The following is a 22,215-nucleotide window of genomic DNA, read 5'->3' as shown; positions in this document are numbered from 1 at the left end:
ATGGCCACCGATGGATCAGTCCTCGGGCGGGCGCTCGATATGCAGGCTCAAGTTCGTCGCCTCGACGCGGATGCCAGCCTGGAGCAGGCGGCAAAAAGCACGGCCCAGCGCGTGCGTGAACTCGAATCCGCGCTGGCTGACCTCGCTTCCGCGGTTCGGCTCGCGCGGGCGCTGACCAGGTACTCCGGAACAGAGGTGGCCCTCGGTGACATTCATGGCGGCCTGCCCGAACTACAGCGGCAGGCGTCCGCCGGCCTGCCGAAGGATCGAACTGTCGACACGGCGAGGAGACGGGTGTCCGCGTCCGTTACCGGCTTGGCGGACCGATGTCAAGAGGCATGGCGGGCTTGGACGGCTGCGGCATTCGCCGACATCCCCACGAATCAGATAGCCGGGCTGGACTCCGCGCACCAACGGGCAGTCCGGGTCATGATCGACGAACTCGGTCGTCTGCGCAAGAAGCCGAGGCCCATGTTGGTGGACGTAGTGGACTTCGGCACTAAACATGCTGACGTGCTGGAGGAACTGGCTGCCGCAGCCGATACATCGGACGAGTTGTTGGCGCTCTTGGCGCGAGTTGACAACCAGCCGGTCACACTTCGCGATATAACCGATGAGGACATCGCTCTGCTGCGAGAACACGGCATGGATGGCGAGATCGAGATGAGGAGGAAGCAGGGGTGACCCTCGATCCCGGCGGCACGTTCGTCGGAGAACTGCTCAACGGCCTTGAAAACCTCGAACTCCCCCTCCTCTCCTGGGGCGTCACCAGCGGGGCGTTGTCCGAGGACGAGGTTCTTAACACGGTCGGAACCGCCTTGGCGCGACGTCCGGACGCTCCGCACGGCCTCGCCACCTCGGAAGTCGTGCAAGGGCTTATCAACGCCGGTTTGCTTTTCCCCATCCCCAAGAGCAACCCGCCGACTTACCGGACGCGCATGGCGGAGTCCCTTCGTCTGTTGGCGCAACTGCGGCAGCTCTTCCCCCCTCGAGACACGGACTTCGACCGGGATCCCTGGTGGCAGCGGTACAAGCCATTGGTGGCCGACTACCGCTTACACGTGGCCGATCGTCGGTACCCGAAGCGAAACATCCCTTTAGCTTCGGCGTTGGCGGAGCTGACGCGGGCACCGGGGTGGGATGCGGTCGCGCATGCGACGGTTTCGGCTCAAGTGGGGGACCGGGATCTCGCCCAGTTCCAAGTCGACGCCACCTCGGCTGTGCTGTCCGCGCTGCGGTCCCAGAGGCATCGCGGCGTTGTGGTCGGCGCGGGTACCGGAAGTGGCAAGACGCTGGCGTTTTACCTTCCGGCCTTCACCGCGATTCGCCAGTGGATGATGAGGGGCGGCGGTGGGGTCCATACGCTCGCGTTGTACCCCAGGACGGAACTGCTTCGCGACCAGTTGCGGGATGCCCTCCAAAGCGTCGAAAACGTCGAGTCTGCAGATGTCCCAGCGGGGCGTCGTCCACTGCGGGTCGGAGTGCTGTACGGCGACACCCCGCAGTCGGGTGAGCAGTTGGAGCAGCGTCTGGACACCTGGTACAAGAACTGGGAGAAGCAGCGCGACGGTTTAATCTGTCCATTCCTCTCCTGCCCGGCGTGCGAGCGAGGCAAGCTCAAGTGGGCCGACCGCGATCGCACGCGAGGCGTCGAGCAGCTTGTCTGCGTCACTTGCAGGCACAGGGTGGAGGACGGCCGCTTGGCTCTCACCCGCAGGTCGTTGCTGGACAACCCGCCGGACCTGCTGTTCACCACGACCGAGATGCTGAATCGCACGAGCACGGATCCCGGACTCGGCCGACTCCTCGGATGGACCGGACGAGGTCCTGCGCTGGTGCTGCTCGACGAGGTCCACACCTATTCCGGGACGCACGGGGCGCAGACGGGTCTGCTGCTTCGCCGGTGGCGCCACGCGGTCGGCAGGGCCATGACGTTCGTTGGGCTGAGCGCAACCCTGCGTGATGCCGGAGCGTTCTTCGCCGAATTGGTCGGGCTGCCGGTCGACAGCGTCACGCATATCGAGCCACATTCCGCCGACATGGAGGAGGAAGGACGAGAGTACGCGATCGCCGTGCGCAGCGATCCCGTGTCCGGAGCAAGTGTGCTGTCCACGTCCATTCAGACTGCCATGCTGTTCGGTCGCGTCCTGCAAGCAGATGACCGACAGAGCTCACCCTTCGGCTCGACGGGCTTCCTGTTCACCGACGACTTGGACGTCTCCAACCGCTTGTTCAACGACTTGCGCGAAGCCGAAGGTGGGCAGCGCCGCTCCGGCACTCCGGGGCGGAGGCCGGTTTTGGCCGGTTTGCGGGCCTCGGACTACGCCCAGCCGGATGCTCGCTACGCCGACGGGCAGTCATGGGACGTGGTGGAGCGGATCGGACACGTTCTCGGCCGTCATCAGGGAGCTACGCGGCCGCTATCCATTGCCCGCACGACCTCGCAAGACACCGGTGTCGACTCCCACGCTTCGCTCATCGTCGCGACCGCCGCCCTGGAAGTCGGATTCAACGATCCGCGGGTCGGGTTGGTGCTGCAGCACAAGGCACCGCACGACGCGGCTTCGTTCGTCCAGCGACGTGGTCGGGCGGGCAGGCGCCGCGGAACCCGACCGATCACCGTGGTGGTGCTGTCCGAGTATGGGCGGGACCGGCTCATGTACCAGGGATACGACACTCTCTTCGATCCAGAGATCGCGGCACGCGGCCTTCCCGTCACGAATCGGCACGTCCAAAAGATCCAGGCGACACAGTCGATGTTCGACTGGCTCTCGCGCTCCTACCGCGAACGATTCCCGTGGTCGGACCTACGTCGGACACTCCAACCGCCGCGATCACGTGAGGACGCGGAAGCGAACGCAGCGCAATGGTCTTGGCTGGTAGAGCGGCTGACGTCGTTGTTGACGGAGGACAGCAACCAGGACGCCTTGGCGCAGCACCTCAGGAAGGCCCTTCAACTCGACAGCGACTCCGTACAAGCGCTGCTATGGGAGCAGCCCAGGTCACTGCTACTTGCGGTTGTGCCCACCGTCTTGCGAAGGTTGGAGAGCCGTTGGGAGTCGATGCGCGCAGACCCCGGCAAGGTGCCTGGTAGCTTCCTTCCCGAGTTCGTGACCAAGGCGCTGTTCGAGCCGCTCAACCTTCCCGAGGTGGCGCTCGACTTGCCATTCTCCGCTGAGCGAGACGAGTATTTGCCCATTGGGAAGGCCCTACGCGAGGCGGTGCCGGGTCGGGTCAGCATGCGGTACGGCTACCAGCAAGACGATCACCGTACGTGGATCCCGCTGCCTGTCGAGGGCGATTCGACCGTCGACCTGGACACAATTGCTCCGGATGCCCCGGTCGTCGGCCAGTGGCAGCCGTGGGGGGACGCCGGCGAGTCGTATCGCGTGCTGCGGCCAACTACGCTGAAGCTGAGCGAACCGCCTCCGGAGATCAAGGACAGCTCGCAAGGCTACCCGCGCTGGATGTCGCAGGTGGTGGTCTCACCGCACGGCCTCCTCCTGGCCGACACGCCGAAGTCCTCCCCGTGGGGTGAACGTATTCGGTCGGTCGGTTTCGCGACGCACGCCGCCGGAAACTCAGTCATGATGCGAAGGTGGACGCCGGGCGCGCAGTGCGACGTCAGCACGGCGTCCGGCACAGAACGCCGGAACGTTACCTACATCCATAACGAGATGCCTGCGGCCCTCGGCTTCGAGCTCGATGTCGACGGTATGTGCATCGAGGTGGCGCCATTGGACACGGCGGATGCCACCGTCCTCCGCCACCTTCGTTCGCCGCAGTGGCGCTCGCTAGCTTTCCAACGGGCCGTGACGGAGAACCCCGAACTTTTCGATTCGACGAACCACTTCCAGCGCACCTGGCTGGCGCTCGTGTACTTCACTACCTACTCACTGGCGGGCGCCGGCTCCGAGGCCGTCCCGCAGGAGTTATGGAACCAGCTTCGGGACGGGTCCTGGCGTGACAACCTCCAACAAGTATTGGCGGTTCTCTACCGCAACGACGCGTTGACTGCGAGCGGACAACCTAAGGTGACCGACCGTCTGCTTCACGACCTGACCGAACTGAGCCGGGAACCGGCCGTCATTGACGCCCTCAACGACGCAGGGAAGTTGCTGTTTGTCGAGGACGTGGACAACCGCACCCTCCATCTCGCCCGTCGCGCCTACCTGGACACCGTGGCCTCGGCGATCCTCGGCGCCGCGTTCCGGGCCTGCCGCGACGCGGCAGAACAAGATCTGGTCGTCGATATCGTCCCTGGTCTGGACGAGAACGCCGGCGCAACGGTGTGGTTGACCGAGACCGGCGTCGGAGGTGTCGGCGTCGTTGAGCGCCTGGCCGAGTTCTACGCCAAGGACCCGGGCCGGTTCTGGTCGATGGTGTCGGGGATGCTCCGACCGGGTGAGTTCGAGAACACCGACGCGGCGCTTACCCACCTTGTTGAGCACGTGACCTCCGATCCCCGAAGCACCGCGACGCGGGCGGTGGCGGACATGCGGGCCGCGAAGTCGGCCTATGACAGCGAGAAGGCCTTACGCGACCTGCGCACCGCCTGGGCGGATTTGGACGGGCCAGTCACACGGGCGTCGATGGCTGCACTGTCCATCCGGCTGCTGCGACCGGGCAGTTCCCCGCAGACCGACCGCACCGCGGCCGACCTGATCTCCACCTGGTCGGCCCTGGAAGAGCGGTTAGGCGTGGAGATCGATGCGCGTGTCCTGGCCTACGCCGTGGGCTCCGGACGCCTAGAGGTCGGCTCGGCAGGAACCCGGCTCAACGCCGACCAGGTCTTCGGCATTCTGTGGCCGCGCGGAGCCCACGTGCGCAACCAACACCTAGAGAACTACCAACCCTATCTTCCTTATGACACCCCAGTGATCCACGACCGACTCCTGGTCGCTGCGGCGCACGACGAGCACCTCCCGGTGATCCCGCTCGACTCGCCAGCCTGGCAACAGCGCTACCGCGTCGAGTTGCCGCAGTTCGGGGCGGTGTGGCTCAGTTGCTCGACGGACGACCGACGCACCCTCGGCCGCGCGATGGCGATGATCCCTGCGCTGCCTGTCGACACCGACGTCCTCCGGGTGTACGGCACGATCACCGAGACGGTCCGACACGGCCGGGAGTCCCGGGTCCGGGTGGAATTGCGCGAGAGTGGGCGATGAGCGGACTCGAGAGAACTGTGCGGACGGGACCGAAGCTGCGGTTGAGCGCCGATACCATCCTGGCGGACGCCCTGCTCTCCGAGTTGGTCGCACCTGGACCCGTGCTCTGGGTCGTCTCGGCGTGGATCAGCAACGTCGAAGTGCTCGACAATACCCTCGGCGCGTTCTCCGCCGTGCTGGGGGACGAGCGGGTCAGCCGATACCGGCTCGCGGACGTCCTTGCCCGGGTCGCCCGAGCTGGGAGCCAGGTACGCGTCGTAACGCGCCCGACTCCGCACAACCAACTGTTTGTCGACCAGGTGAGGACCATCGTGGGCATCGACGCTGACCTGGCGGTCGTCTTCGACCCCGTCGAGCACGAGAAAACCGTGTGCGGACGTGACTGGATGATCAGCGGCTCGATGAACTTCACCGCCAGCGGAATCGGAACCAACGAGGAGTCCGTCCGGTACGTAATCGACGATGCGGAGGTTGCCCAAGCGCGGTTGGACTTCGCCGCCAGGTGGGGTGGAAACCGGTGATTCCATCGTCGACCGGTTCCGCGACACGGCTCCGCGACATTGAGACTTTTCTCCAGGCATTCTTCGGCTCGGGTAACGATGCGGACGACTATCCAGGGGCGACCGAAAGCTTCAAGCGGGTCGTGCGCCTCGACGACGGCACCCCCATCGTCCTGCCGCGTTTCGTGGCCAGCAGCCAGGAAGCCACGATGTACGTGATCGCGGACAACCCGGAACTCGCTCCTCACGTCCCCGACCTGATCAACGCGTTCGCCGGCCCGACGTACTGCAAAACAGCGGAACTGGTTCCGGTCAACCTCGATCCAGCCGATCCGGTCGAGGCGGCGATTCTGGAGCACTACGGCTCGGTCGCCGACACTTATGTCATCACCGCAGGCACGAACCCTCGACATCGCCGGAACCTGCGCAACGCCCTTCAGCGGATGCAGTCAACTGTGTCGAGGCGTCCGAGGCGTCACTGGCAGTTGGACAAGCCACTCGGGCGTCTGCTCGGGGAATTCGACGCGGCGCTGGCCGCGGGCGGCGAGGCGACGTCCGCGCACATCTTGGCCCAGATTGTGGCGAAGGGCGGCTTGACCGCCAGCAATCTGGCTCACCTGCGGATCAAGCGCCTCGACCGGCTGGGGCGTAGCAGCGAGTTGCTGGCGCTACCTGAGTTGCCCGGGGTGCTCCTTCAAGACCCGCCTGTGCGCGTTCGAGAAGCAGTCCTCAACGCCGTCCACCAAACCGTTCTGGCAGAGTTGCTGGACCTCGGCAACATCACTGCAGCTTGGGAGAACCTACGCGACCTCGAACCGGTATTGCCCCTGCCGGTGCATGATCCGCCAACTCTTTATGGTGGCCAAGCGGCGGCGGTTCTGCTCGTGGCCGCGATCGGCCGGCGCGACCACGACGTACTGGCGACCGCGATCGCAACGCGTGGCTCATGGCCTGACGAAGAGTTGCCGGGTGTTCTGTGGAGCCACATCCAGGGCATTCTCGATGCGTCGACACCGCCCTCCCCTGCCTCGCACGAGAAGAGAGCAGGTGTCACCCCCACGATTCCGGACGACCAGCAGTTGGCCGGCTGGGTGGACTTCCTGACCGCCGTCGTCCGGCTCGATGCACGTGTGCCGAAGGTGATCAGCGACGGTAGATGGTATTCGTGGCCGCCACTCGAACAGGAAGACGCACGTGTGCGGGACCTGTTGGTGACGCTGAAGGACCACGAGTGGCTGGAAGTCTGGCAGGTGGTCAGCGTCATCATCGACGCGGTCGGAGATGATGGTGTCGCGCCGGACAGTTCGGCAGAGTTGATCGGCGCGGCGCTTACGCTCGACCGCTTGAGCCGTAGTGATCTGCTCTCGCTCTACGCATTGACCGAGATCTTCCTTCGATCGGCCCCGAACCGGTCACGGTACGTCGACCTGCTCGACGGGCTGCGGGCGTCGGCGACGCAATGGGCAGGGGTGCAAACCAGCGACATCGTTCTGGACTTCGCCGATCGGTTGGTCGTCGCGGCCTGCCCTGATAGTGGCGCTCGAACCGACGCCGCCATCGCCCTGCTCGAGCCCTTGCATCGCAATCAGCGAAGGCTCGCCTCGGAGGACACCGCGCTCGTACGGCAACTTTGCGACGAGTTGGCCGTGCCGCTGGAGTGGCTCGATACCGCGGAGGACGACACCGAGTTCTCCCTCTCCGACGTGCCCCCACTTTCAGTGTTGCTCTACTCTCTCGACGAGGCCGTGCTTGCTAGGAGCGCCGACCAACTGCATAGGCAGTCAGCCAACATCAAGGTCGTGACTTCGCACGCCAAAGTCGGCACTGACTCGCTGAAGCAAAAAGCTCGCAACGCGGACGTGATTGTCGTTGCGACGCGTTGCGCCAAGCATGCCGCCACGGGCTTTATCGCCGAGAACGCAAGCAGCAACGCGCGTACTGAGTACGCGGACGGAAGCGGTTCGGCGTCCTTACTGCGAGCCGCCGTCAAGGGAATCCGTGGCTACCTCGAGTGACCGACGCGGATTACTCTGCTGCGTTGGTGCTGGTGAGCTCGTTTCATGCTGCTGGAACGTTGTGCCCCCGGCAGGATTCGAACCTGCGACACCCGCTTTAGGAGAGCGGTGCTCTATCCCCTGAGCTACGAGGGCCTGCTACTGCCGGGTCAGCTTAGCTTGCCGAAGGGACCCGCAGCAGCAGGGGCACGGATGGAGCAACCCGACGGACGTAGTCACCCAGGTGAGTGGTTCTCCGGGTCTTGGGAACCCGGCGATACACCCTGGCGCACCGCCCACCGCACCTGACCTGGACGGACCAGTGCCTCACCTGGTCGTGTCTGGTTTCGAACTGCTGAACAACAGTAGGTAACCTTCGTTAACGGGACGCGGGGAGCCGCCTCCTACTGGCTGTTGCGGAGGGCTTCGTTGATCAAGCTCATGTTCGCCGACGACGAGGAACTGGTGCGCTCGGGGTTGCGCGCGATGATGTCCGGGGCCCAGGACATCGAGATCGTGGGCGAGGCGAGCGACGGCAGATCCGCCGTGGAAGTTGCCCGGCGGTATCACCCCGATGTGGCCCTGCTCGACATCAAGATGCGGGCCCCTGACGACGGCATTCGCGCTCTCCGGGCCATCCTCGCCCTCCCCGATCCGCCCACCGTGGCCATGCTGACCACCTTCGACATCGACGAATACGTCAGCCTCGCGCTGCGGCTCGGGGCCAACGGCTTCCTGCTCAAGGACATCGACCCCGCCGCGCTGCTGCGGGCCGTGCGGGATCTGAGCCGGGGTGGGGCCGTGCTGGATCCGGGTGTGGCCGCTCGGATGGTTCAGTCGCACCGGGATGAACAACGCGCTGCTCAGCCCGCCCGGAAGCTGCTCGCCTCGCTGTCCGAACGGGAGCGTGAAGTCGTTGCGCTGATCGGTCAGGGCCTGTCCAACGCCGAGATCGGCGGGCGGCTGCACCTCTCCGAAGCCACCGTCAAGGGGTACGTCTCCGCCGTGCTCTCCAAGATCGGCGCGGCCAACCGGGTGCAGGCCGCGCTGCTGGCCTACCGCGGTGGGCTGCTCGACCAGTAGATGCTGCTCACGGCGCTGGAGTTCGTCGGGCTCGTCGCCTTCGCCGCGTCCGGGGCGCTCGCCGCGGTGCGGGCGCGGCTCGATGTCTTCGGCGTCGTCGTGGTGGGGCTCACCACCGCGCTCGGCGGCGGCGTCATCCGGGACGTCCTGCTCGGCATCCACCCGCCCACGACGCTGCGGAACTGGCCCTACCTCGCCGTCTGCGCCGGGACCGCCCTGGTCGTCTTCGTCTTCCACCCGCAGGTCGCGCGGCTGCGGCGCGGCGTTCTCCTGGCGGACGCGCTCGGGCTCGGCGTCTTCGCCACCGCCGGGACGACCATCGCGCTCAACGCCGGCGCCACCGTCTACGCCGCGTGTCTGATCGGGATGACGACCGGTATCGGCGGCGGGGCCGTGCGCGATCTGCTGCTCCGGGAAATCCCGCTCGTCCTGCGGAAGGAGATCTACGCCGTGGCCGCGCTCGCCGGCTCGGCGCTCGTCGCTTCCGGTCACTCTCTGCAACTTCCGGAAGGGCTCGTGACCGTCCTCGCGGCCGCTGTCGTGGTTTCCATCAGGATGGTCGCCCTCTGGCGGCACTGGAACGCGCCGGTCGCGCGCGGTCCCGAGTGAGAAATCCTTTGTGAGTTCTGCGTGTGTTCTTAGGCGGGTCTCAGCACGCTGCGTAAAACTAGCGCCATGCGCATCCTTGTGGTGGACGACGACCGCGCCGTCCGTGAGTCGCTCCGGCGGTCCCTGGAGTTCAACGGCTACCAGGTCCAGCTGGCCAGTGACGGTGCGCAGGCCCTGGAGGCGATCATCGCCGACCGGCCGGACGCGATGGTGCTGGACGTCATGATGCCCCGGCTCGACGGCCTGGAGGTCGCCCGCCGCCTGCGCAGCACCGGTGACGACCTGCCGATCCTGGTGCTCACCGCCCGCGACACCGTCTCCGACCGGGTCTCCGGCCTGGACGCCGGCGCCGACGACTACCTGCCGAAGCCCTTCGCGCTCGAGGAGCTGCTCGCCCGGCTGCGGGCGCTGCTGCGCCGCGCCGTCCCCGAAGGCCAGAACGGCCAGGCCTCGGAGTCGCTGGCCTTCGCGGACCTGACGCTGGACCCCGGCACGCGGGAGGTCCGCCGCGGTGACCGCGAGATCAGCCTGACCCGGACCGAATTCGCCCTGCTGGAACTGTTCCTTTCCTACCCGAAGCACGTCCTCACGCGTGGCCGGATCCTGGAGGAAGTATGGGGTTACGACTTCCCGACGTCGGGCAACGCGCTGGAGGTCTACGTCGGCTACTTGCGCCGCAAGACGGAGGCCGAGGGGGAACCGAGGCTGATCCACACGGTGCGGGGAGTGGGGTACGTCCTGAGGGAAACCCCGCCGTGACCGAACCGGGCGATCCCCGCGGCACGCGCTGGGGCGCCCGCCGGTTCTCGCTGCGCGGCCGGGTGACGCTGCTCGCGGCCGCCTGCGTCGCCGGCGCCGTCGCGCTGGTGTCGATCGGCGCCTACATGGTCGTGCGCAGCAACCTCTACCAGCAGCTCGACGACAGCTTGCTGGCGCGCGCGCAGGCGGCGGCCAACTCGCCGCAGGTGCAGACCGAGCTGCGGCAGGTGCCCGGCGCGTTCCTGGCCAGCGCCGACCTGCAGATCGGGCAGCTCAACGCGGCGCCCGACGTCCAGCACGCCGTGATGACCTACCCGCTGTCGAGCTCGCCGCCGCCGTTCGGGCCGGACGAGCTGGCCGTCGCGAACGGCGATTCGGCGGAGTCGCTGCGGACGGACTTCCGCTCCGATAGCCGCGTGGTCGCCCTGCCGACCGGGCACGGCGAGGCCATCGTGCTGGCCCAGTCGATGGGCCCGACCAAGCGCACGCTGAACGAGCTCGCGCTGGTGCTCTTCCTGATCGGCGGCGCCGGCATCCTGGTCGCCGCCGCGGCGGGCACCGCGGTGGCGCGCACCGGCCTGCGCCCGGTCGACCGGCTGACGTCGGCCGCCGAGCGCGTCGCCAGGACCGGCGACCTGCGGCCCATCCCGGTCAGCGGCGACGACGAACTCGCACGGCTCACCCAGACCTTCAACACCATGCTCGGCACGGTCGCGGACTCACAGGAACGCCAGCGCCAGCTGGTCGCGGACGCGGGGCACGAGCTCCGGACGCCGTTGACGTCGCTGCGCACCAACCTCGAGCTGCTGCTCGCCGCGAGCAAACCGGGCGCGCCGCCACTGCGGAACGAGGACCGCGTCGACATCATCGCGGACATCAGCGGCCAGCTCGACGAGCTGACGCAGCTCATCGGCGACCTGGTCGAGCTCGCGCGCCAGGACGAGCCGCGCGAGCGCTTCGAGCGCGTCGAGCTGCTGGAGGTCGTCGAGCGGGCGCTCGACCGGGCGCGGCGGCGCGCGGGCGAGATCAACTTCGACGTCTCGCTGCAGCCGTGGGTGCTCACCGGCGACAACAGCTCGCTCGAACGCGCGGTGCTGAACCTGCTCGACAACGCGGTCAAGTTCTCGCCGCCCGATGCGACGGTCTGGGTGCGGCTGTACCCGCTCGGCGACGGCACCGCCGTGGTCGAGGTCGCGGACGCCGGGCCGGGCATCGCCGAAGAGGACCTGCCCAAGGTGTTCGACCGCTTCTACCGGTCGTCGGAGGCCCGGACGCTGCCGGGTTCGGGCCTGGGGCTGGCGATCGTCAAGCACGCGGCCGAGCGGCACGGCGGAGCGGTGTACGCCTCGCAGGCGCCCGAAGGCGGCGCGTTGATGACGATCCGGCTGCCGGGGGCGCCCGGCTGATCCGGACCCGTCGCGAGCCGGCCGGCCGTTGCCTGCTCGCGGCGGTCGCCGGTGCGCTCATGACCCGGCTCGTCCGCCGCCGTTGTTCGGCTGGGGCAGGGGACGTCCGTTCCTGCCACGTCATGACCTGGTGTTTCGAAGTTCACCCTCGCTGGCCCTGCGGATCTCATGTTGAATCGTGTAGGATTTTGTGTGGTTGAGGTCCGACGGACGGAGTGAACGGTGCTGGCGCGTCAGCGACAGGCGGTGATCCTGGAAGAGGCACGCCGGACCGGTGCGGTCCGCGTCAGCGACCTCGTGACCAGGCTGGGCGTGTCCGACATGACGGTGCGTCGCGACCTCGACGTCCTCGCCGGCCGCGGACTCGTCGAAAAGGTGTACGGCGGCGCCACTTCGGTCGTCGGCAAGAGCACCGACGAACCCGGCTTCGAGGCCAAGTCCGTGCGCCAGCGGGCGCAGAAGGAAGCCATCGCCGAACTCGCCGCGACGCTGATCCGGCCCGGCACCGCGATCGGCATCTCCGCCGGCACCACCACGTGGACGCTGGCGCGGGCGCTCGACGCCATCCCCGGGCTCACCATCGTGACCAACTCGATCCAGGTCGCCGACGTGCTCCGCGGGTCGACGCAGCCGGACCGCACGGTCGTGCTCACCGGCGGGGTGCGGACCCCGTCGGACGCGCTGGTCGGGCCGGTCGCCGTGCACAGCCTGCGGTCGCTGCACCTGGACGCGGTCTTCCTCGGCGTGCACGGGATGTTCGACGGCCCGGGGTTCACGACCCCGAACCTCACCGAGAGCGAGACCGACCGCGCGCTGGTCGAGGCCGGGCGCAAGCTGGTCGTGCTCGCCGACCACACGAAGTGGGGCACCGTCGGGATCTCGACGATCGCCGACCTGGACGAGGCCGACGTCGTCGTCACCGATGACGGAATTTCCGACGAGGCCAAGGAAATTCTCGCCGAACGGGCGGGAGAACTCATGATCGCCGAGACGGCGGAGACGGACGAGGCCCAAGAAGCGTGAAGCGCACCGTACGACACCTGGCCGACGGCCGGGAGATCATCTACTTCGACCAGCCCGGCGCGCCCGACCGCGTCGCCGAGGACACCCGTGACCTGCCGCCGGTTTCGGCCGCGTCGGAGATCCGGCTGGACCCGCTGACCGGCGAGTGGGTCGCGATGGCCGCGCACCGGCAGACGCGGACCTACAAGCCGCCGGCGGACCTCTGCCCGCTGTGCCCGAGCAAGCCCGGCAAACCGAGCGAGATCCCCGAAAGCGACTACGACGTCGTCGTCTTCGAGAACCGGTTCCCGTCCTTCGCCGAGGACGTCGTCGGCGAGCCGTCCACTGTGGATGGTTTCGGGCTGGTGCCGGTGCGGCCCGGCCGCGGCCGCTGCGAGGTCGTCTGCTTCACGAGCAACCACGACGGATCCTTCGCGCAGTTGAGTGCCGAGCAGGTGCGGGCCGTGGTGGACGCGTGGGCGGACCGCACGACCGGGTTGTCCGCGGTCCCCGGCGTCGAGCAGGTCTTCCCGTTCGAGAACCGCGGCGAGGAAATCGGCGTCACGCTGTCGCACCCGCACGGGCAGATCTACGGCTACCCGTTCGTCACCCCGAAGACCGAGCGGATGCTCGACGTCGCCCGCGCCTACCAGGCCGAACACGGCCGCCCGGTGCTCGGGGACGTGCTCGCCGCCGAACGCAAGTCCGGCGCGCGCGTGGTGACCTCGGGCGAGCACTGGACGGCGTACGTGCCGCCGGCGGCGCGCTGGCCGGTCCAGGTGCAGATCGTGCCGCACCGGCAGGTCCCGGACATCCCGGCGCTGACCGATGCCGAGCGCGACGACTTCGCGAGCGTCTACCTCGACGTGCTGCGCCGCTGCGACACGCTGTACGACCGGCCGCTGCCGTACATCGCGGCGTGGCACCAGGCGCCGGTGCACCGCGACCGGGAGCTCGGCTGGCTGCACCTGGAGCTGTTCTCCGTGCTGCGCGCGAAGGACAAGCTGAAGTACCTGGCGGGGTCCGAGTCGGGCATGGCGGTGTGGATCAACGACGCGACGCCGGAGCAGATCGCGGAACGGCTCCGCGCGGCGGGCTGATCCCGGCATACTCATCTCCGATGCACAGGTTCGGCTCAGGAACCTCTCAGGACCATCGCGCAAGGTGAGGACATGACCGAGAACGACCCCAGCGCGCACGACCCCGCGACCCCGCGGCACCCCGAAACCGGCCAGCAGCCGGCCCAGGGCGGTTGGGCGGGGCACCCGTACGGTGAGCAGGCCCAGCCCGAGTCCGGCGGTGCGCCGCAGTACTCCGAGCCGTCCTACCACGCGGTGACCGGGGCCGATCCGGCGTACGGCGGGCAGGCCTCGAACCCGTGGTCCGCCCAGGGTGCGCAGATGCCGTCCGGCCCGACCCAGCAGAGCGTCTACCCGCCGCCGAACCCGTACGGGCAGCCCGGCACGTCCGGCTACCCCGTGGCCGCGCCGGAGCCCAAGCGGTCCGGCGGGAAGCTGCTCGCCGGCGTCGCGCTGGTCGCGCTGCTGGTCGGCGGCATCGCGGGCGGGACGGTCGGGTACTTCACCGCCGGGTCGTCCGGCCCGGCCGGCAACGCGCTCAACGCGCCGAAGCCGGCCCAGCAGACGGGCAACGCGCCCGCCGGCTCGGTCGAGGCCGTCGCGCAGAAGCTGTCGCCGAGCGTCGTCGAGCTGCAGGTCAGCGGGCAGCAGGGGGCCGGCGAAGGCTCCGGGTTCGTCATCAGCACCGACGGCTACATCCTGACGAACAACCACGTCGTCGAGGTCGCCGCGAACGGCGGGCAGATCCAGGCGGTGTTCCAGGACGGCAAGAAGGCCGCCGCCAAGGTCGTCGGCCGCGACCCGACGACCGACATCGCGGTCGTCAAGGTCACCGGTGTCGGCAACCTGACCCCGGTCGAGCTCGGCCGCTCCGACGACCTGCGGGTCGGCCAGTCGGTGGTGGCCATCGGCTCGCCGTTCGAGCTGGCCGGCACGGTCACCTCGGGCATCGTCAGCTCGCTGCACCGGCCGGTGCGCGCGGGCGGCAGCAGCGGCGACCAGACCACGGTGATGGACGCGGTCCAGACCGACGCGGCGATCAACCCGGGCAACTCGGGTGGGCCACTGGCGAACATGTCCGGCCAGGTCATCGGCATCAACTCCGCGATCTACAGCCCGCAGTCGGCGTCCGGTGGCCAGGGCCAGGGCGCGTCCGAAGGCGGCAACGTCGGCATCGGCTTCGCCATCCCGATCGACCAGGCCCGCCGCACCGCGGACACGATCATCAAGACCGGCCAGGCGGTGCAGACCTACATCGGCGCGGAGGTCAAGGACGCCCCGCAGGGCGGCGCCGAGCTCGGCGCCATCAAGCCCGGCAGCCCGGCGGAGAAGGCCGGCCTGAAGGCGGGCGACGTCGTCACCAAGATCGACGAGCGGCCGATCGACTCGGCCGACACACTGGTCGCGGCGGTCCGCACCCGGGCCCCGGACGAGAAGGCGACGTTCACGCTCGCCGACGGCCGCACGGCCGAGGTGACGTTCGGCGGGCAACCCGTCCAGCCCAACTGACCCGGTTCAGACGCTCGGCCGCCCTGGCGCGGCCGAGACCAACTTCGGCTCGACCCCCGACTTCGGGGCCGGACCCACAAGGCCACGCGCGACCAGGCACTCGATGCCGGTCGCGCGTGGCCGCATTTGTGCCCGGGGTCAGGGGCCGGGACGGTCGGCCGGCGTACCGGGGAGGTCGGCCGGCGTGCCTGGGGGGTCGGTTGGCGTGCTGGGATGGGCATCTTGCGTGCCTGGAGGGGTATCTCGCGTGATTGGGGAGGCATCTCGCGTGATTGGAGGGGCATCACGCGTGATTGGGGGGACGACACGGGTGGGGCGGGGGATGAGACGGTGGCGGAGGGCGGTCAGGAGCACCGCCAGCCAGACCGCGGCCAGGGTGAGGGCCAGGGCGGGGGCCGGATTGGTGTCGTGGAGGCCGGGCATTGGTGCGGTTCCGTACGGGCGCCAGAAGAGCGGGAAGGCCAGGATCGCCAGGACCCCGGTGATGACCGTGCCGGCCACCACCGGGGTCCTCCACGGGTGCCGCAGGACGCGGGACAGGACGATGCCGAGCAGGGCCGTCAGCGGGGCGATGACCGCGTCGTTGAGGATCGGGCCGCCGATGATCCAGCCGACCGTCCCGAAGACGTCCGGACGCAAGGGCAGCGCGTACTCGGCGAACAGCACCACACCCCACGCCAGGGCCGCGAGCCCCGGCAACGCGAGGAGCACTCGGGCGGACTTCACAGCGCCTCCAGCTTCGTGACCCACTTCGTCTGCAGCACGCCGGGGCGGTTCGGGGCGATGATCCGGCAGGGGAAGCCGTGGTCGGGGGCGAGGACCTCGCCGTTCAGCTCCAAGGCCAGCAACGTCAGCTCGTCGGCCGTGTGTTCGCCGGGGAGCACGCTGACGCCGTACAGCCCGCCACGCTCCGCAGAGGACACCCGGACCGCCGTGCCCGGTGCCGCGCCGGCGGCCTTCAGGAGCGTGGGCAGGGAGATTCCGCGCCAGATGGCCGACTGGCTCCAGCCCTCCACGCACGCGATCGGGAGCTCCGCCGTCGTTTGCGGGAGGGCGCGCAGCTCGTCGAGCGAGAACTTCATCGTGCCGCGCGGGGTCACCACCGAAAGCCGCCAGGCCGGCGACCACGTGACACCCGCGGCCGCCGCCGTGCGGTTCACCGGCAGGTCCTGCGTGCCCTTGCCGGACCTCCAGGACAGGGCGGAGACGCCGCGCAGGAACGGGACCGTCGCGCCCGCGGTGGCGACGACCGCGACACCGGTCGCCAGCCCGGTGGTCACCAGGAAACCCCGCCGGGACAGCCCCTCGGCCGGCGCCTCCGCCGCGGTGGCGGTCCGGCTCAGGGCGCGGCGGATGATCGGCAGCTTCACCGCGACGTGCACCAGGATCGAGCCGATCGCCAGCCACGCGACCGCGTAGTGCACCTGGGGGAAGTAAAAGCCCCAAGGGTAGTTCTGCGCGACGTTCAGCAGCCCGGTCGTCAGCTCGAAGAACGCCGCACCGGACAGCACCAGGATCGACAGCCGCTCCAGGGCGTGCGGCAGCGAGCGGACGAGCGGCCGGCCGAACAGCTTCGGGTAGACACTCCACAGTTTCGCCAGCAGCAACGGGATCGACGCCACGCCGGAGATCACGTGCAGCCCCTGGGTGACGCGGTAGAGCCCGATCGGGCGGCTGGGCCAGGAGAACCACCCCGGCGGGTGCTGGATCAGGTGGCTGATCAGTCCCGTCACGAAGCACGTCGTGAACGTGATCGCCAGCGCCAGGCCGATCCTCGACGTCACGCGTTCGTGGTGCGCCGGGGCCTGGAACTGTTCTTCTGCCGGAACCGGGAGCTTCACGGCCGCTCCAATCGCGCGAACCAGCGGTGTCCGTGCCGGGCGGTCCAGTCGACGCGCAACCCGGCGCGCGCGGCGACCTCGGCGATCGCTTCGACCCCGACCCAGGCCCAGGTGAACCAGGCGACGTCGGCGTGGCCGGGCCGGAGCCGGACCCGCTCGTGCCGCAGGCCTCGCCCGGGCGGCTCCAGCTCGACGAGGATGTCGCCGCCCGGTGCGACCAGCCGCGCCGTGCGCCGCAACAGCGCGGCCGGGTCGCCGCCGATGCCGATGTTGCCGTCCGCGAGCAGGGCGTGCCGCCACCGCCCTTCGCCGGGCAGGCGGTCGAAGAGGTTGCGCTGCAAGGCGCTTCCACCGCGGCGCCGGGTCAGCCTGACGGCCGTGCGCGAGCTGTCCACGCCCAGCGCGACGACTCCGCGCCCGGCCAGCGCCGCGGTGAGCCTGCCGGGCCCGCACCCGAGGTCGATCGTGGGGCCGGAGCAGGCGTCGAGCAGGACATCGTCGCCTTCGGACGGTTCCGCCCAGCGTTCCACCGCCAGCTCGATCCGCTCGCCGCTGGCCAGCTCGAGCCAGCACTGGTGGCCGAGCAGGCCGCGGTCGAACTCGTGGCCGGTGCTCACCGGAGCCGTCATCACGCCACCGCCCGTCCGACGACCGCCGCGACGGCCCGGGCGAACCGGCCGCCCGGGCACGCCGCCGCCACCGACCGGGCGTCCGCCATGGTGTCCACATCGGACAGCAGGGCGGCGCGGCGCGGCCGCAACCCGCACGCCGTGAGGGCGCGCAGGGTGCGCTCGCCGGTGTCTTCGCGGGACATCGGGACGTCCGCGAGGGCCTGCGCGTGCCGCGGCTCGGCGAGGCCCAGCGCCCACCAGCCGCCGTCCGCGGCCGGCCCGAGCACCGAGTCGTGGCCGCCGTGCAGGACCGGTGCGGCGGCCGCGGCGAGCGACTCCGGCGTGACCTGCGGGGTGTCCATGCCGATCTGGAGTACCGGCAGGCCGGCGTGCACCTGGGCGGCGTCCGCGTGGGCGTTCGCCAGCCGGGCGCCGAAATCGTGGCCACGCTGCGGGATCGTGGTGACGTGGCGGAGCGCCATGCCGATTTCGATGGGCCGGGCGGCCGCGCCGAGGTCGCCGGTCATCGCGACGACGGGCTCGGCGCCGGGCACCGCGCAGACGGCGTCGAGCGTGTCGAGCAACGCGGCCGCGGCGATCTCGGCCGCCTGAGCCGGGGTGGCGGGCGGGCACAGCCGGGTCTTGGCCAGTCCCGGGACGGGCGCCTTGGCCACCACCAGCAGGATGAACGGACGGGTCATCGGGCCAGCACCCGCCCGAAGTCGCGGACCGCGCGCAGCGTGCCCCGCACCGACCCGGACACCTTCGACTTCGTCCCTTTGGCGCGCTCGCCGTAGCGGACGTCGAACTCGCTGACCCGCCACCCGGCGCGCTGGGCCTTGATCAGCAGCTCCAGGGGGTAGCCGAACGCGCGGTCGGTGACGTCCAGGCGGAGCAGGGCGAGCCGGTCCGCGGCGCGCAGGGGCGCGATGTCCCGCACCGGCAGCCCGCGGCTGCGCAACAGCGTCGCCAGCACGACGTTGCCCAGCCGCGCGTGCCACGGCCACACCCCGGGGCCGGTCGGCACCCGGCGTCCGACGGCCAGGTCCGCGCCGCGTTCGACCGCGGTCACCAGGCGCGGCAGGTCGGCGAGGTCCAGGGACCCGTCGGCGTCGGCGAAGCACACGATGTCCGCGGTGGCGGCTTCCAGCCCCGCGTGCACGGCCGCGCCGTAGCCGCGGCGCGGCTCGTGGACGACCTTCGCGCCGAGCGAGGCCGCCACTTCCGGCGAGCCGTCGGCCGAGCCGTTGTCGACCACGATCGCGCGGTAGCCCGGCGGCAAGCCGGCCAGTACGGCGGGGAGGGCACCCGCTTCGTCGAGGCAAGGGAGGACGACGTCCACTTCCAAGTCAGTCACGGCGCCGACCGTAAGGCCGTCCGAAACGTCGCAGAACCCTTGCGGGGCTTACCGAATCATGACATCGGACGAGTTCTTACCGCGTCGTTACGGCTCCGGTTCCCCGGGCGCGGATCACCCGCCGTGACCCTAGGGTGGACGACGATGAGCGAGCCGACCTCGGCAGCCCGGCTCGCCGAGCCGCCTGCCCGCGAATCCGAAGCCCCGGTCTCCGGCCGCCGCGCCGACCTCCTTGCCGTCGCCGCGGCGGTGGTGCTCGTCGCCGCGGCCACCGCGGTCGGCCTCTACTACAACCGGCCGCACTCCGGCGTGATCATCTTCGTGTCCGCGCCGCCGCTGTTCGCCGACTGGCTGCCGCACGTCGGCCCGGGCTCGGTGTTCGCCGTGCTCGTCGCGGTCGCGGTGGTGCTCCACGGCCCGGCGCTGGCCGCCCGCCTCCCGTGGCGCCGCGCGCTCGCCGCCGGCTATCTCGCCTCGCTCACCTGGATCTTCTCGCTGACCATGGTCGACGGCTGGGCGCGGGGGTTCGCCGGGCACCTGACCATTCCCCAGGAGTACCTCCACGAGGTCCCGGGGATCACCGACATCCCGCTGATGCTGCGCGAGTTCTCCTCCCGCATCCTCGACTTCCGGCCCGAATCGTGGACGACGCACGTGTCCGGCCACCCGCCGGGCGCGACGCTCGTCTTCGTCTGGCTGGACCGGCTCGGGCTGCACGGCGGCGCGTGGGCGGCCACGGCCGTGGTCCTCGCAGGCAGCCTGGTCGCGGTGGCCGTGCCGGCCACGGTCGCCCTGCTCGGCCGGCCCGAGGCGGCCCGCGCGGTGCTGCCGTTCGCCGTCCTCACCCCGGGCGCGGTGTGGATCGGCGTCTCGGCGGACGGTCTTTTCGCCGGGGTGACCGCCACCGGGCTGGCGCTGCTCGCGCTGTCCGCGACGGGGTTCACCCACGGCCGCCGGTACGCCGTTCCGGCCGGGCTGGCCGCCGGGGTGCTGCTCGGCTTCGGGATCTTCCTGTCGTACGGCCTGGTGCTGCTCGGCCTGCTCGCCCTGGCCGTCGCCGTCCTCGGCCGGCAGTGGCGGGCGGCGGCACTGGCGATCGTCGCGGCCCTCGCCGTCGTCGGCGTCTTCGCCTGGGCGGGTTTCTGGTGGCTCGACGGCTATCACCTGGTCGTCGAGCGCTACTACCAGGGGGTGGCGCTGGTCCGGCCCTACTCGTACTGGGTGTGGGCCGACCTCGCCGCGGTGACCGTCGCGCTCGGCCCCGCCGTCGTGGCCGCCGTCCGGCGAGGGTTCGGGGCTCCGCGCCGGGCCTTGCTCACCGATCCGGTGCTCCTGCTCGGCCTCGCCGCCCTGGCCGCCATCCTCTTCGCCGACGTCTCGGGCCTGTCGAAAGCCGAGACCGAACGGATCTGGCTACCGTTCGGGGTGTGGTTGCTGCCGTTGACGGCGCTGTTGCCGCGACCCGGGCGCCAATGGTGGCTGGCCGCGCAGGCGGCGACGGCGCTGGCGGTCAACCACCTGCTGCTGACGGGCTGGTGAGGGAGACGTGATGAGCGATCAGGCCGGACGCGTGCTCGTGGTCGACGACGACGAGACGGTCCGCGACGTCGTCCGCCGCTACCTCGAGGTGGCCGGGTTCACCGTCGACATGGCCGGCAACGGCGCCGAGGGGCTGGCGAAGTTCGCCGCCCACGAGCCCGACCTGGTCGTGCTCGACGTCATGATGCCCGGGATCAACGGCCTGGAGGTGTGCAAGCGGCTGCGCCAGGTCAGCCAGGTGCCGATCGTCATGCTCACCGCCCTCGGCGAGGAGGAGAACCGCATCGCCGGCCTCCAGCTCGGCGCCGACGACTACGTGACGAAACCGTTCAGTCCCAAGGAACTCGCCCTCCGCGTGGCCTCGGTGCTGCGCCGGGCCCGGATGCCACGCCCGGAGCCGGCCGCCGCCGAGCTCGTGGACGGCGACCTGCGCCTGCAGATGAAAGCGCGCACCGCGACCCTCCGCGGCCGTGAACTGCCGCTGACCACCCGGGAGTTCGACCTGCTGGCGTTCTTCCTGGCCCATCCCGGCGTGGCGTACTCGCGCGCGGACCTGCTCGAAAAGGTGTGGAGCTGGGACTTCGGCGATCAGTCCACTGTGACCGTCCACGTGCGACGGTTGCGCGAGAAGATCGAGCGCGACCCGGCCAAGCCGACCCGGGTGGCGACCGTGTGGGGTGTCGGCTACCGCTACGACCGGGAGCAGCCATGATCGGTTCGGGCGAGCCCTTGCCCGAGATGCTGACGCACCTCTGGCACATCCTGCCGTTCGCGTTGATGTTCTCGCTGCCGGTCGCGGCGCTGGGCGGCGTGGCGTTGTACGTCCTGCGCCGCGGTTCGCTGGCCACCACGCTCACGGTGCTGGTGCTGATCCCGGTGCTCGCCACGCTGGTCGGCGTCCTGGGGATCAGCGGGTTCATGTTCACCCCGGCGCTGACCACGATGCTCCTGGTCTGCCTGCTCGTCGGGCTGGTCACCGTGCCCGCGGCGATCATCCTCGGCCGGGCCATCGCGCGCCGCAGCGTGTGGGAACGCGAGGCACGCGAGCGCGAACGCGCCGCCGAGGCGTCGCGGCGCGAACTGGTGGCCTGGATCAGCCACGACCTGCGCAGCCCGCTGGCCGGGATCCAGGCGATGGCCGAAGCACTGGCCGACGGCGTGGTGTCCGAACGCGACGAGGTCGCCGATTACGCCCAGCGGATCAGCGGCGAGACCCGGCGGCTGTCCGCGATGGTCGGCGACCTGTTCGAGCTTTCGCGGATCACCGCGGGGGCCCTGGAGCTCACGATGTCCGCGGTGCCGCTGCGGGACGTCGTGAGCGACGCCGTGGCCGCCCAGGCGCCGGTGGCCCACCGGAAGCGGGTCCGGGTTCTCGCGAGGGCGTCGACCTGGCCGGTGGTGACCGGCAGCGACCCGGAACTGGCCCGGATCGTGCGGAACCTGGTCTCCAACGCGATCCGGCACACCCCGCCCGACGGGACGGTGGCGGTGCAGATCGGCGTCGACGGTGACGAGGCTCTGCTCGCCGTGGACGACTCCTGCGGCGGCATTCCGGACGACGAGATCACCCGGGTCTTCGACGTGGCTTTCCGCGGGACGCAGGCGCGGACGCCCGAACGCGGCGGGACGACCAGTGGGGGCGGGCTCGGCCTGGCCATCGCCAAGGGGCTGGTCGAGGCGCACCGCGGGCGGATCGGGGTGCACAACCACGGGCCGGGGTGCCGCTTCGAGGTGCGACTGCCGCTCGCGATGCCCTAG

19 protein-coding genes and 1 tRNA gene are annotated in these 22,215 nt (G+C 69.9%); 14 read left to right on the top strand and 6 right to left on the bottom strand.

The annotated features are described in order from the left end of the window. Genes AB0F52_RS01880 through AB0F52_RS01865 form a run of 4 tightly spaced genes read left to right on the top strand, consistent with a single transcriptional unit; the run spans position 1 to position 7,683 of the window. Entirely contained in the window at positions 1 to 684 is a 684-nt protein-coding gene (locus AB0F52_RS01880) for a hypothetical protein (RefSeq protein WP_360163533.1), read from the top strand. Next, positions 681 to 5,168 carry a protein DpdJ gene (gene dpdJ / locus AB0F52_RS01875; protein WP_360163531.1) on the top strand — a complete coding sequence of 1,496 codons (4,488 nt, stop codon included), beginning with the start codon at positions 681 to 683 and terminating at the stop codon, positions 5,166 to 5,168. The genes AB0F52_RS01880 and dpdJ overlap by 4 nt, the downstream gene beginning before the upstream one ends. Continuing rightward, positions 5,165 to 5,689: a phospholipase D-like domain-containing protein DpdK gene (dpdK, locus tag AB0F52_RS01870; RefSeq protein WP_360163529.1), complete on the top strand. Its 525-nt coding sequence runs from the start codon at positions 5,165 to 5,167 to the stop codon at positions 5,687 to 5,689. Before dpdJ ends, dpdK begins: the two co-directional genes overlap by 4 nt. Further along, complete coding sequence (locus tag AB0F52_RS01865; protein WP_360163527.1) at positions 5,686 to 7,683, top strand: hypothetical protein; 1,998 nt, start codon at positions 5,686 to 5,688, stop codon at positions 7,681 to 7,683. The genes dpdK and AB0F52_RS01865 overlap by 4 nt, the downstream gene beginning before the upstream one ends. 62 nt (positions 7,684 to 7,745) lie before the next feature. On the opposite strand, the gene AB0F52_RS01860 is transcribed toward AB0F52_RS01865, so the two are convergent. Beyond that, a tRNA-Arg gene (locus tag AB0F52_RS01860) sits at positions 7,746 to 7,818 on the bottom strand. 273 nt (positions 7,819 to 8,091) lie between these two features. On the opposite strand from AB0F52_RS01860, the gene AB0F52_RS01855 reads away from it, so the two are divergent. The 7 genes from AB0F52_RS01855 to AB0F52_RS01825 all read left to right on the top strand — a co-directional run bounded on the left by AB0F52_RS01855 (position 8,092) and on the right by AB0F52_RS01825 (position 15,109). After that, positions 8,092 to 8,745, top strand: a complete 654-nt coding sequence (locus tag AB0F52_RS01855) for a response regulator transcription factor (RefSeq protein ID WP_013230063.1) — start codon at positions 8,092 to 8,094, stop codon at positions 8,743 to 8,745. Then, complete coding sequence (locus AB0F52_RS01850; RefSeq protein ID WP_360163524.1) at positions 8,746 to 9,354, top strand: TRIC cation channel family protein; 609 nt, start codon at positions 8,746 to 8,748, stop codon at positions 9,352 to 9,354. It begins immediately after the preceding gene. A gap of 66 nt (positions 9,355 to 9,420) precedes the next feature. Beyond that, positions 9,421 to 10,113: a response regulator transcription factor gene (locus AB0F52_RS01845; RefSeq protein ID WP_103336822.1), complete on the top strand. Its 693-nt coding sequence runs from the start codon at positions 9,421 to 9,423 to the stop codon at positions 10,111 to 10,113. Beyond that, positions 10,110 to 11,519: a HAMP domain-containing sensor histidine kinase gene (locus AB0F52_RS01840; protein ID WP_360163522.1), complete on the top strand. Its 1,410-nt coding sequence runs from the start codon at positions 10,110 to 10,112 to the stop codon at positions 11,517 to 11,519. Before AB0F52_RS01845 ends, AB0F52_RS01840 begins: the two co-directional genes overlap by 4 nt. Positions 11,520 to 11,741: 222 nt before the next feature. After that, positions 11,742 to 12,542: a DeoR/GlpR family DNA-binding transcription regulator gene (locus AB0F52_RS01835; RefSeq protein WP_360163520.1), complete on the top strand. Its 801-nt coding sequence runs from the start codon at positions 11,742 to 11,744 to the stop codon at positions 12,540 to 12,542. Beyond that, positions 12,539 to 13,621 (top strand): galactose-1-phosphate uridylyltransferase, encoded by a 1,083-nt coding sequence (gene galT, locus AB0F52_RS01830; protein ID WP_360163518.1) that lies wholly within the window; start codon positions 12,539 to 12,541, stop codon positions 13,619 to 13,621. Before AB0F52_RS01835 ends, galT begins: the two co-directional genes overlap by 4 nt. Before the next feature lie 72 nt (positions 13,622 to 13,693). Further along, positions 13,694 to 15,109, top strand: coding sequence for a trypsin-like peptidase domain-containing protein (locus AB0F52_RS01825; RefSeq protein WP_360163516.1), 1,416 nt, complete (start codon positions 13,694 to 13,696; stop codon positions 15,107 to 15,109). A 138-nt stretch (positions 15,110 to 15,247) separates the two neighbouring features. On the opposite strand, the gene AB0F52_RS01820 is transcribed toward AB0F52_RS01825, so the two are convergent. From AB0F52_RS01820 to AB0F52_RS01800, 5 genes are read right to left on the bottom strand one after another with little or no spacing between them, the layout of a single operon-like run. Continuing rightward, positions 15,248 to 15,835: a hypothetical protein gene (locus AB0F52_RS01820; RefSeq protein ID WP_360163514.1), complete on the bottom strand. Its 588-nt coding sequence runs from the start codon at positions 15,833 to 15,835 to the stop codon at positions 15,248 to 15,250. Further along, the gene (locus AB0F52_RS01815) at positions 15,832 to 16,950 is read right to left on the bottom strand and encodes a molybdopterin-dependent oxidoreductase (RefSeq protein ID WP_360163512.1); all 1,119 of its coding nucleotides are present in this window, start codon (positions 16,948 to 16,950) and stop codon (positions 15,832 to 15,834) included. Before AB0F52_RS01815 ends, AB0F52_RS01820 begins: the two co-directional genes overlap by 4 nt. Continuing rightward, positions 16,947 to 17,579, bottom strand: coding sequence for a class I SAM-dependent methyltransferase (locus tag AB0F52_RS01810; protein ID WP_360163510.1), 633 nt, complete (start codon positions 17,577 to 17,579; stop codon positions 16,947 to 16,949). The genes AB0F52_RS01815 and AB0F52_RS01810 overlap by 4 nt, the downstream gene beginning before the upstream one ends. Beyond that, positions 17,579 to 18,262, bottom strand: coding sequence for a DUF2064 domain-containing protein (locus AB0F52_RS01805; protein ID WP_360163508.1), 684 nt, complete (start codon positions 18,260 to 18,262; stop codon positions 17,579 to 17,581). Before AB0F52_RS01805 ends, AB0F52_RS01810 begins: the two co-directional genes overlap by 1 nt. Then, a complete protein-coding gene (locus tag AB0F52_RS01800) occupies positions 18,259 to 18,903 on the bottom strand; it encodes a glycosyltransferase family 2 protein (RefSeq protein WP_360164577.1) in 645 nt (214 codons plus the stop codon). The genes AB0F52_RS01805 and AB0F52_RS01800 overlap by 4 nt, the downstream gene beginning before the upstream one ends. Before the next feature lie 159 nt (positions 18,904 to 19,062). On the opposite strand from AB0F52_RS01800, the gene AB0F52_RS01795 reads away from it, so the two are divergent. From AB0F52_RS01795 to AB0F52_RS01785, 3 genes are read left to right on the top strand one after another with little or no spacing between them, the layout of a single operon-like run. After that, on the top strand, positions 19,063 to 20,457 hold the full coding sequence (locus AB0F52_RS01795; protein WP_360163506.1) for a hypothetical protein: 1,395 nt from the start codon (positions 19,063 to 19,065) through the stop codon (positions 20,455 to 20,457). A gap of 10 nt (positions 20,458 to 20,467) precedes the next feature. Further along, positions 20,468 to 21,169 (top strand): response regulator transcription factor, encoded by a 702-nt coding sequence (locus tag AB0F52_RS01790; protein WP_360163504.1) that lies wholly within the window; start codon positions 20,468 to 20,470, stop codon positions 21,167 to 21,169. Beyond that, positions 21,166 to 22,215: a HAMP domain-containing sensor histidine kinase gene (locus AB0F52_RS01785; RefSeq protein WP_360163502.1), complete on the top strand. Its 1,050-nt coding sequence runs from the start codon at positions 21,166 to 21,168 to the stop codon at positions 22,213 to 22,215. Before AB0F52_RS01790 ends, AB0F52_RS01785 begins: the two co-directional genes overlap by 4 nt.

Source organism: Amycolatopsis sp. NPDC024027, assembly GCF_040638975.1.
Classification (GTDB): Bacteria; Actinomycetota; Actinomycetes; order Mycobacteriales; family Pseudonocardiaceae; genus Amycolatopsis.
The sequence above is the reverse complement of the archived record's forward strand: the minus strand, read 5'-3'. Positions and strand labels throughout refer to the sequence as shown.

What these genes read in the sequence shown, in the direction of transcription:
- AB0F52_RS01805 (WP_360163508.1), bottom strand. Translation starts at nt 18,262, where the DNA reads ATGACCCGTCCGTTCATCCTGCTGGTGGTGGCCAAGGCGCCCGTCCCG.
- AB0F52_RS01880 (WP_360163533.1), top strand. Translation starts at nt 1, where the DNA reads ATGGCCACCGATGGATCAGTCCTCGGGCGGGCGCTCGATATGCAGGCT.
- AB0F52_RS01795 (WP_360163506.1), top strand. Translation starts at nt 19,063, where the DNA reads ATGAGCGAGCCGACCTCGGCAGCCCGGCTCGCCGAGCCGCCTGCCCGC.
- AB0F52_RS01790 (WP_360163504.1), top strand. Translation starts at nt 20,468, where the DNA reads ATGAGCGATCAGGCCGGACGCGTGCTCGTGGTCGACGACGACGAGACG.
- dpdK (WP_360163529.1), top strand. Translation starts at nt 5,165, where the DNA reads ATGAGCGGACTCGAGAGAACTGTGCGGACGGGACCGAAGCTGCGGTTG.
- AB0F52_RS01810 (WP_360163510.1), bottom strand. Translation starts at nt 17,579, where the DNA reads ATGACGGCTCCGGTGAGCACCGGCCACGAGTTCGACCGCGGCCTGCTC.
- AB0F52_RS01825 (WP_360163516.1), top strand. Translation starts at nt 13,694, where the DNA reads ATGACCGAGAACGACCCCAGCGCGCACGACCCCGCGACCCCGCGGCAC.
- AB0F52_RS01785 (WP_360163502.1), top strand. Translation starts at nt 21,166, where the DNA reads ATGATCGGTTCGGGCGAGCCCTTGCCCGAGATGCTGACGCACCTCTGG.
- AB0F52_RS01845 (WP_103336822.1), top strand. Translation starts at nt 9,421, where the DNA reads ATGCGCATCCTTGTGGTGGACGACGACCGCGCCGTCCGTGAGTCGCTC.
- AB0F52_RS01850 (WP_360163524.1), top strand. Translation starts at nt 8,746, where the DNA reads ATGCTGCTCACGGCGCTGGAGTTCGTCGGGCTCGTCGCCTTCGCCGCG.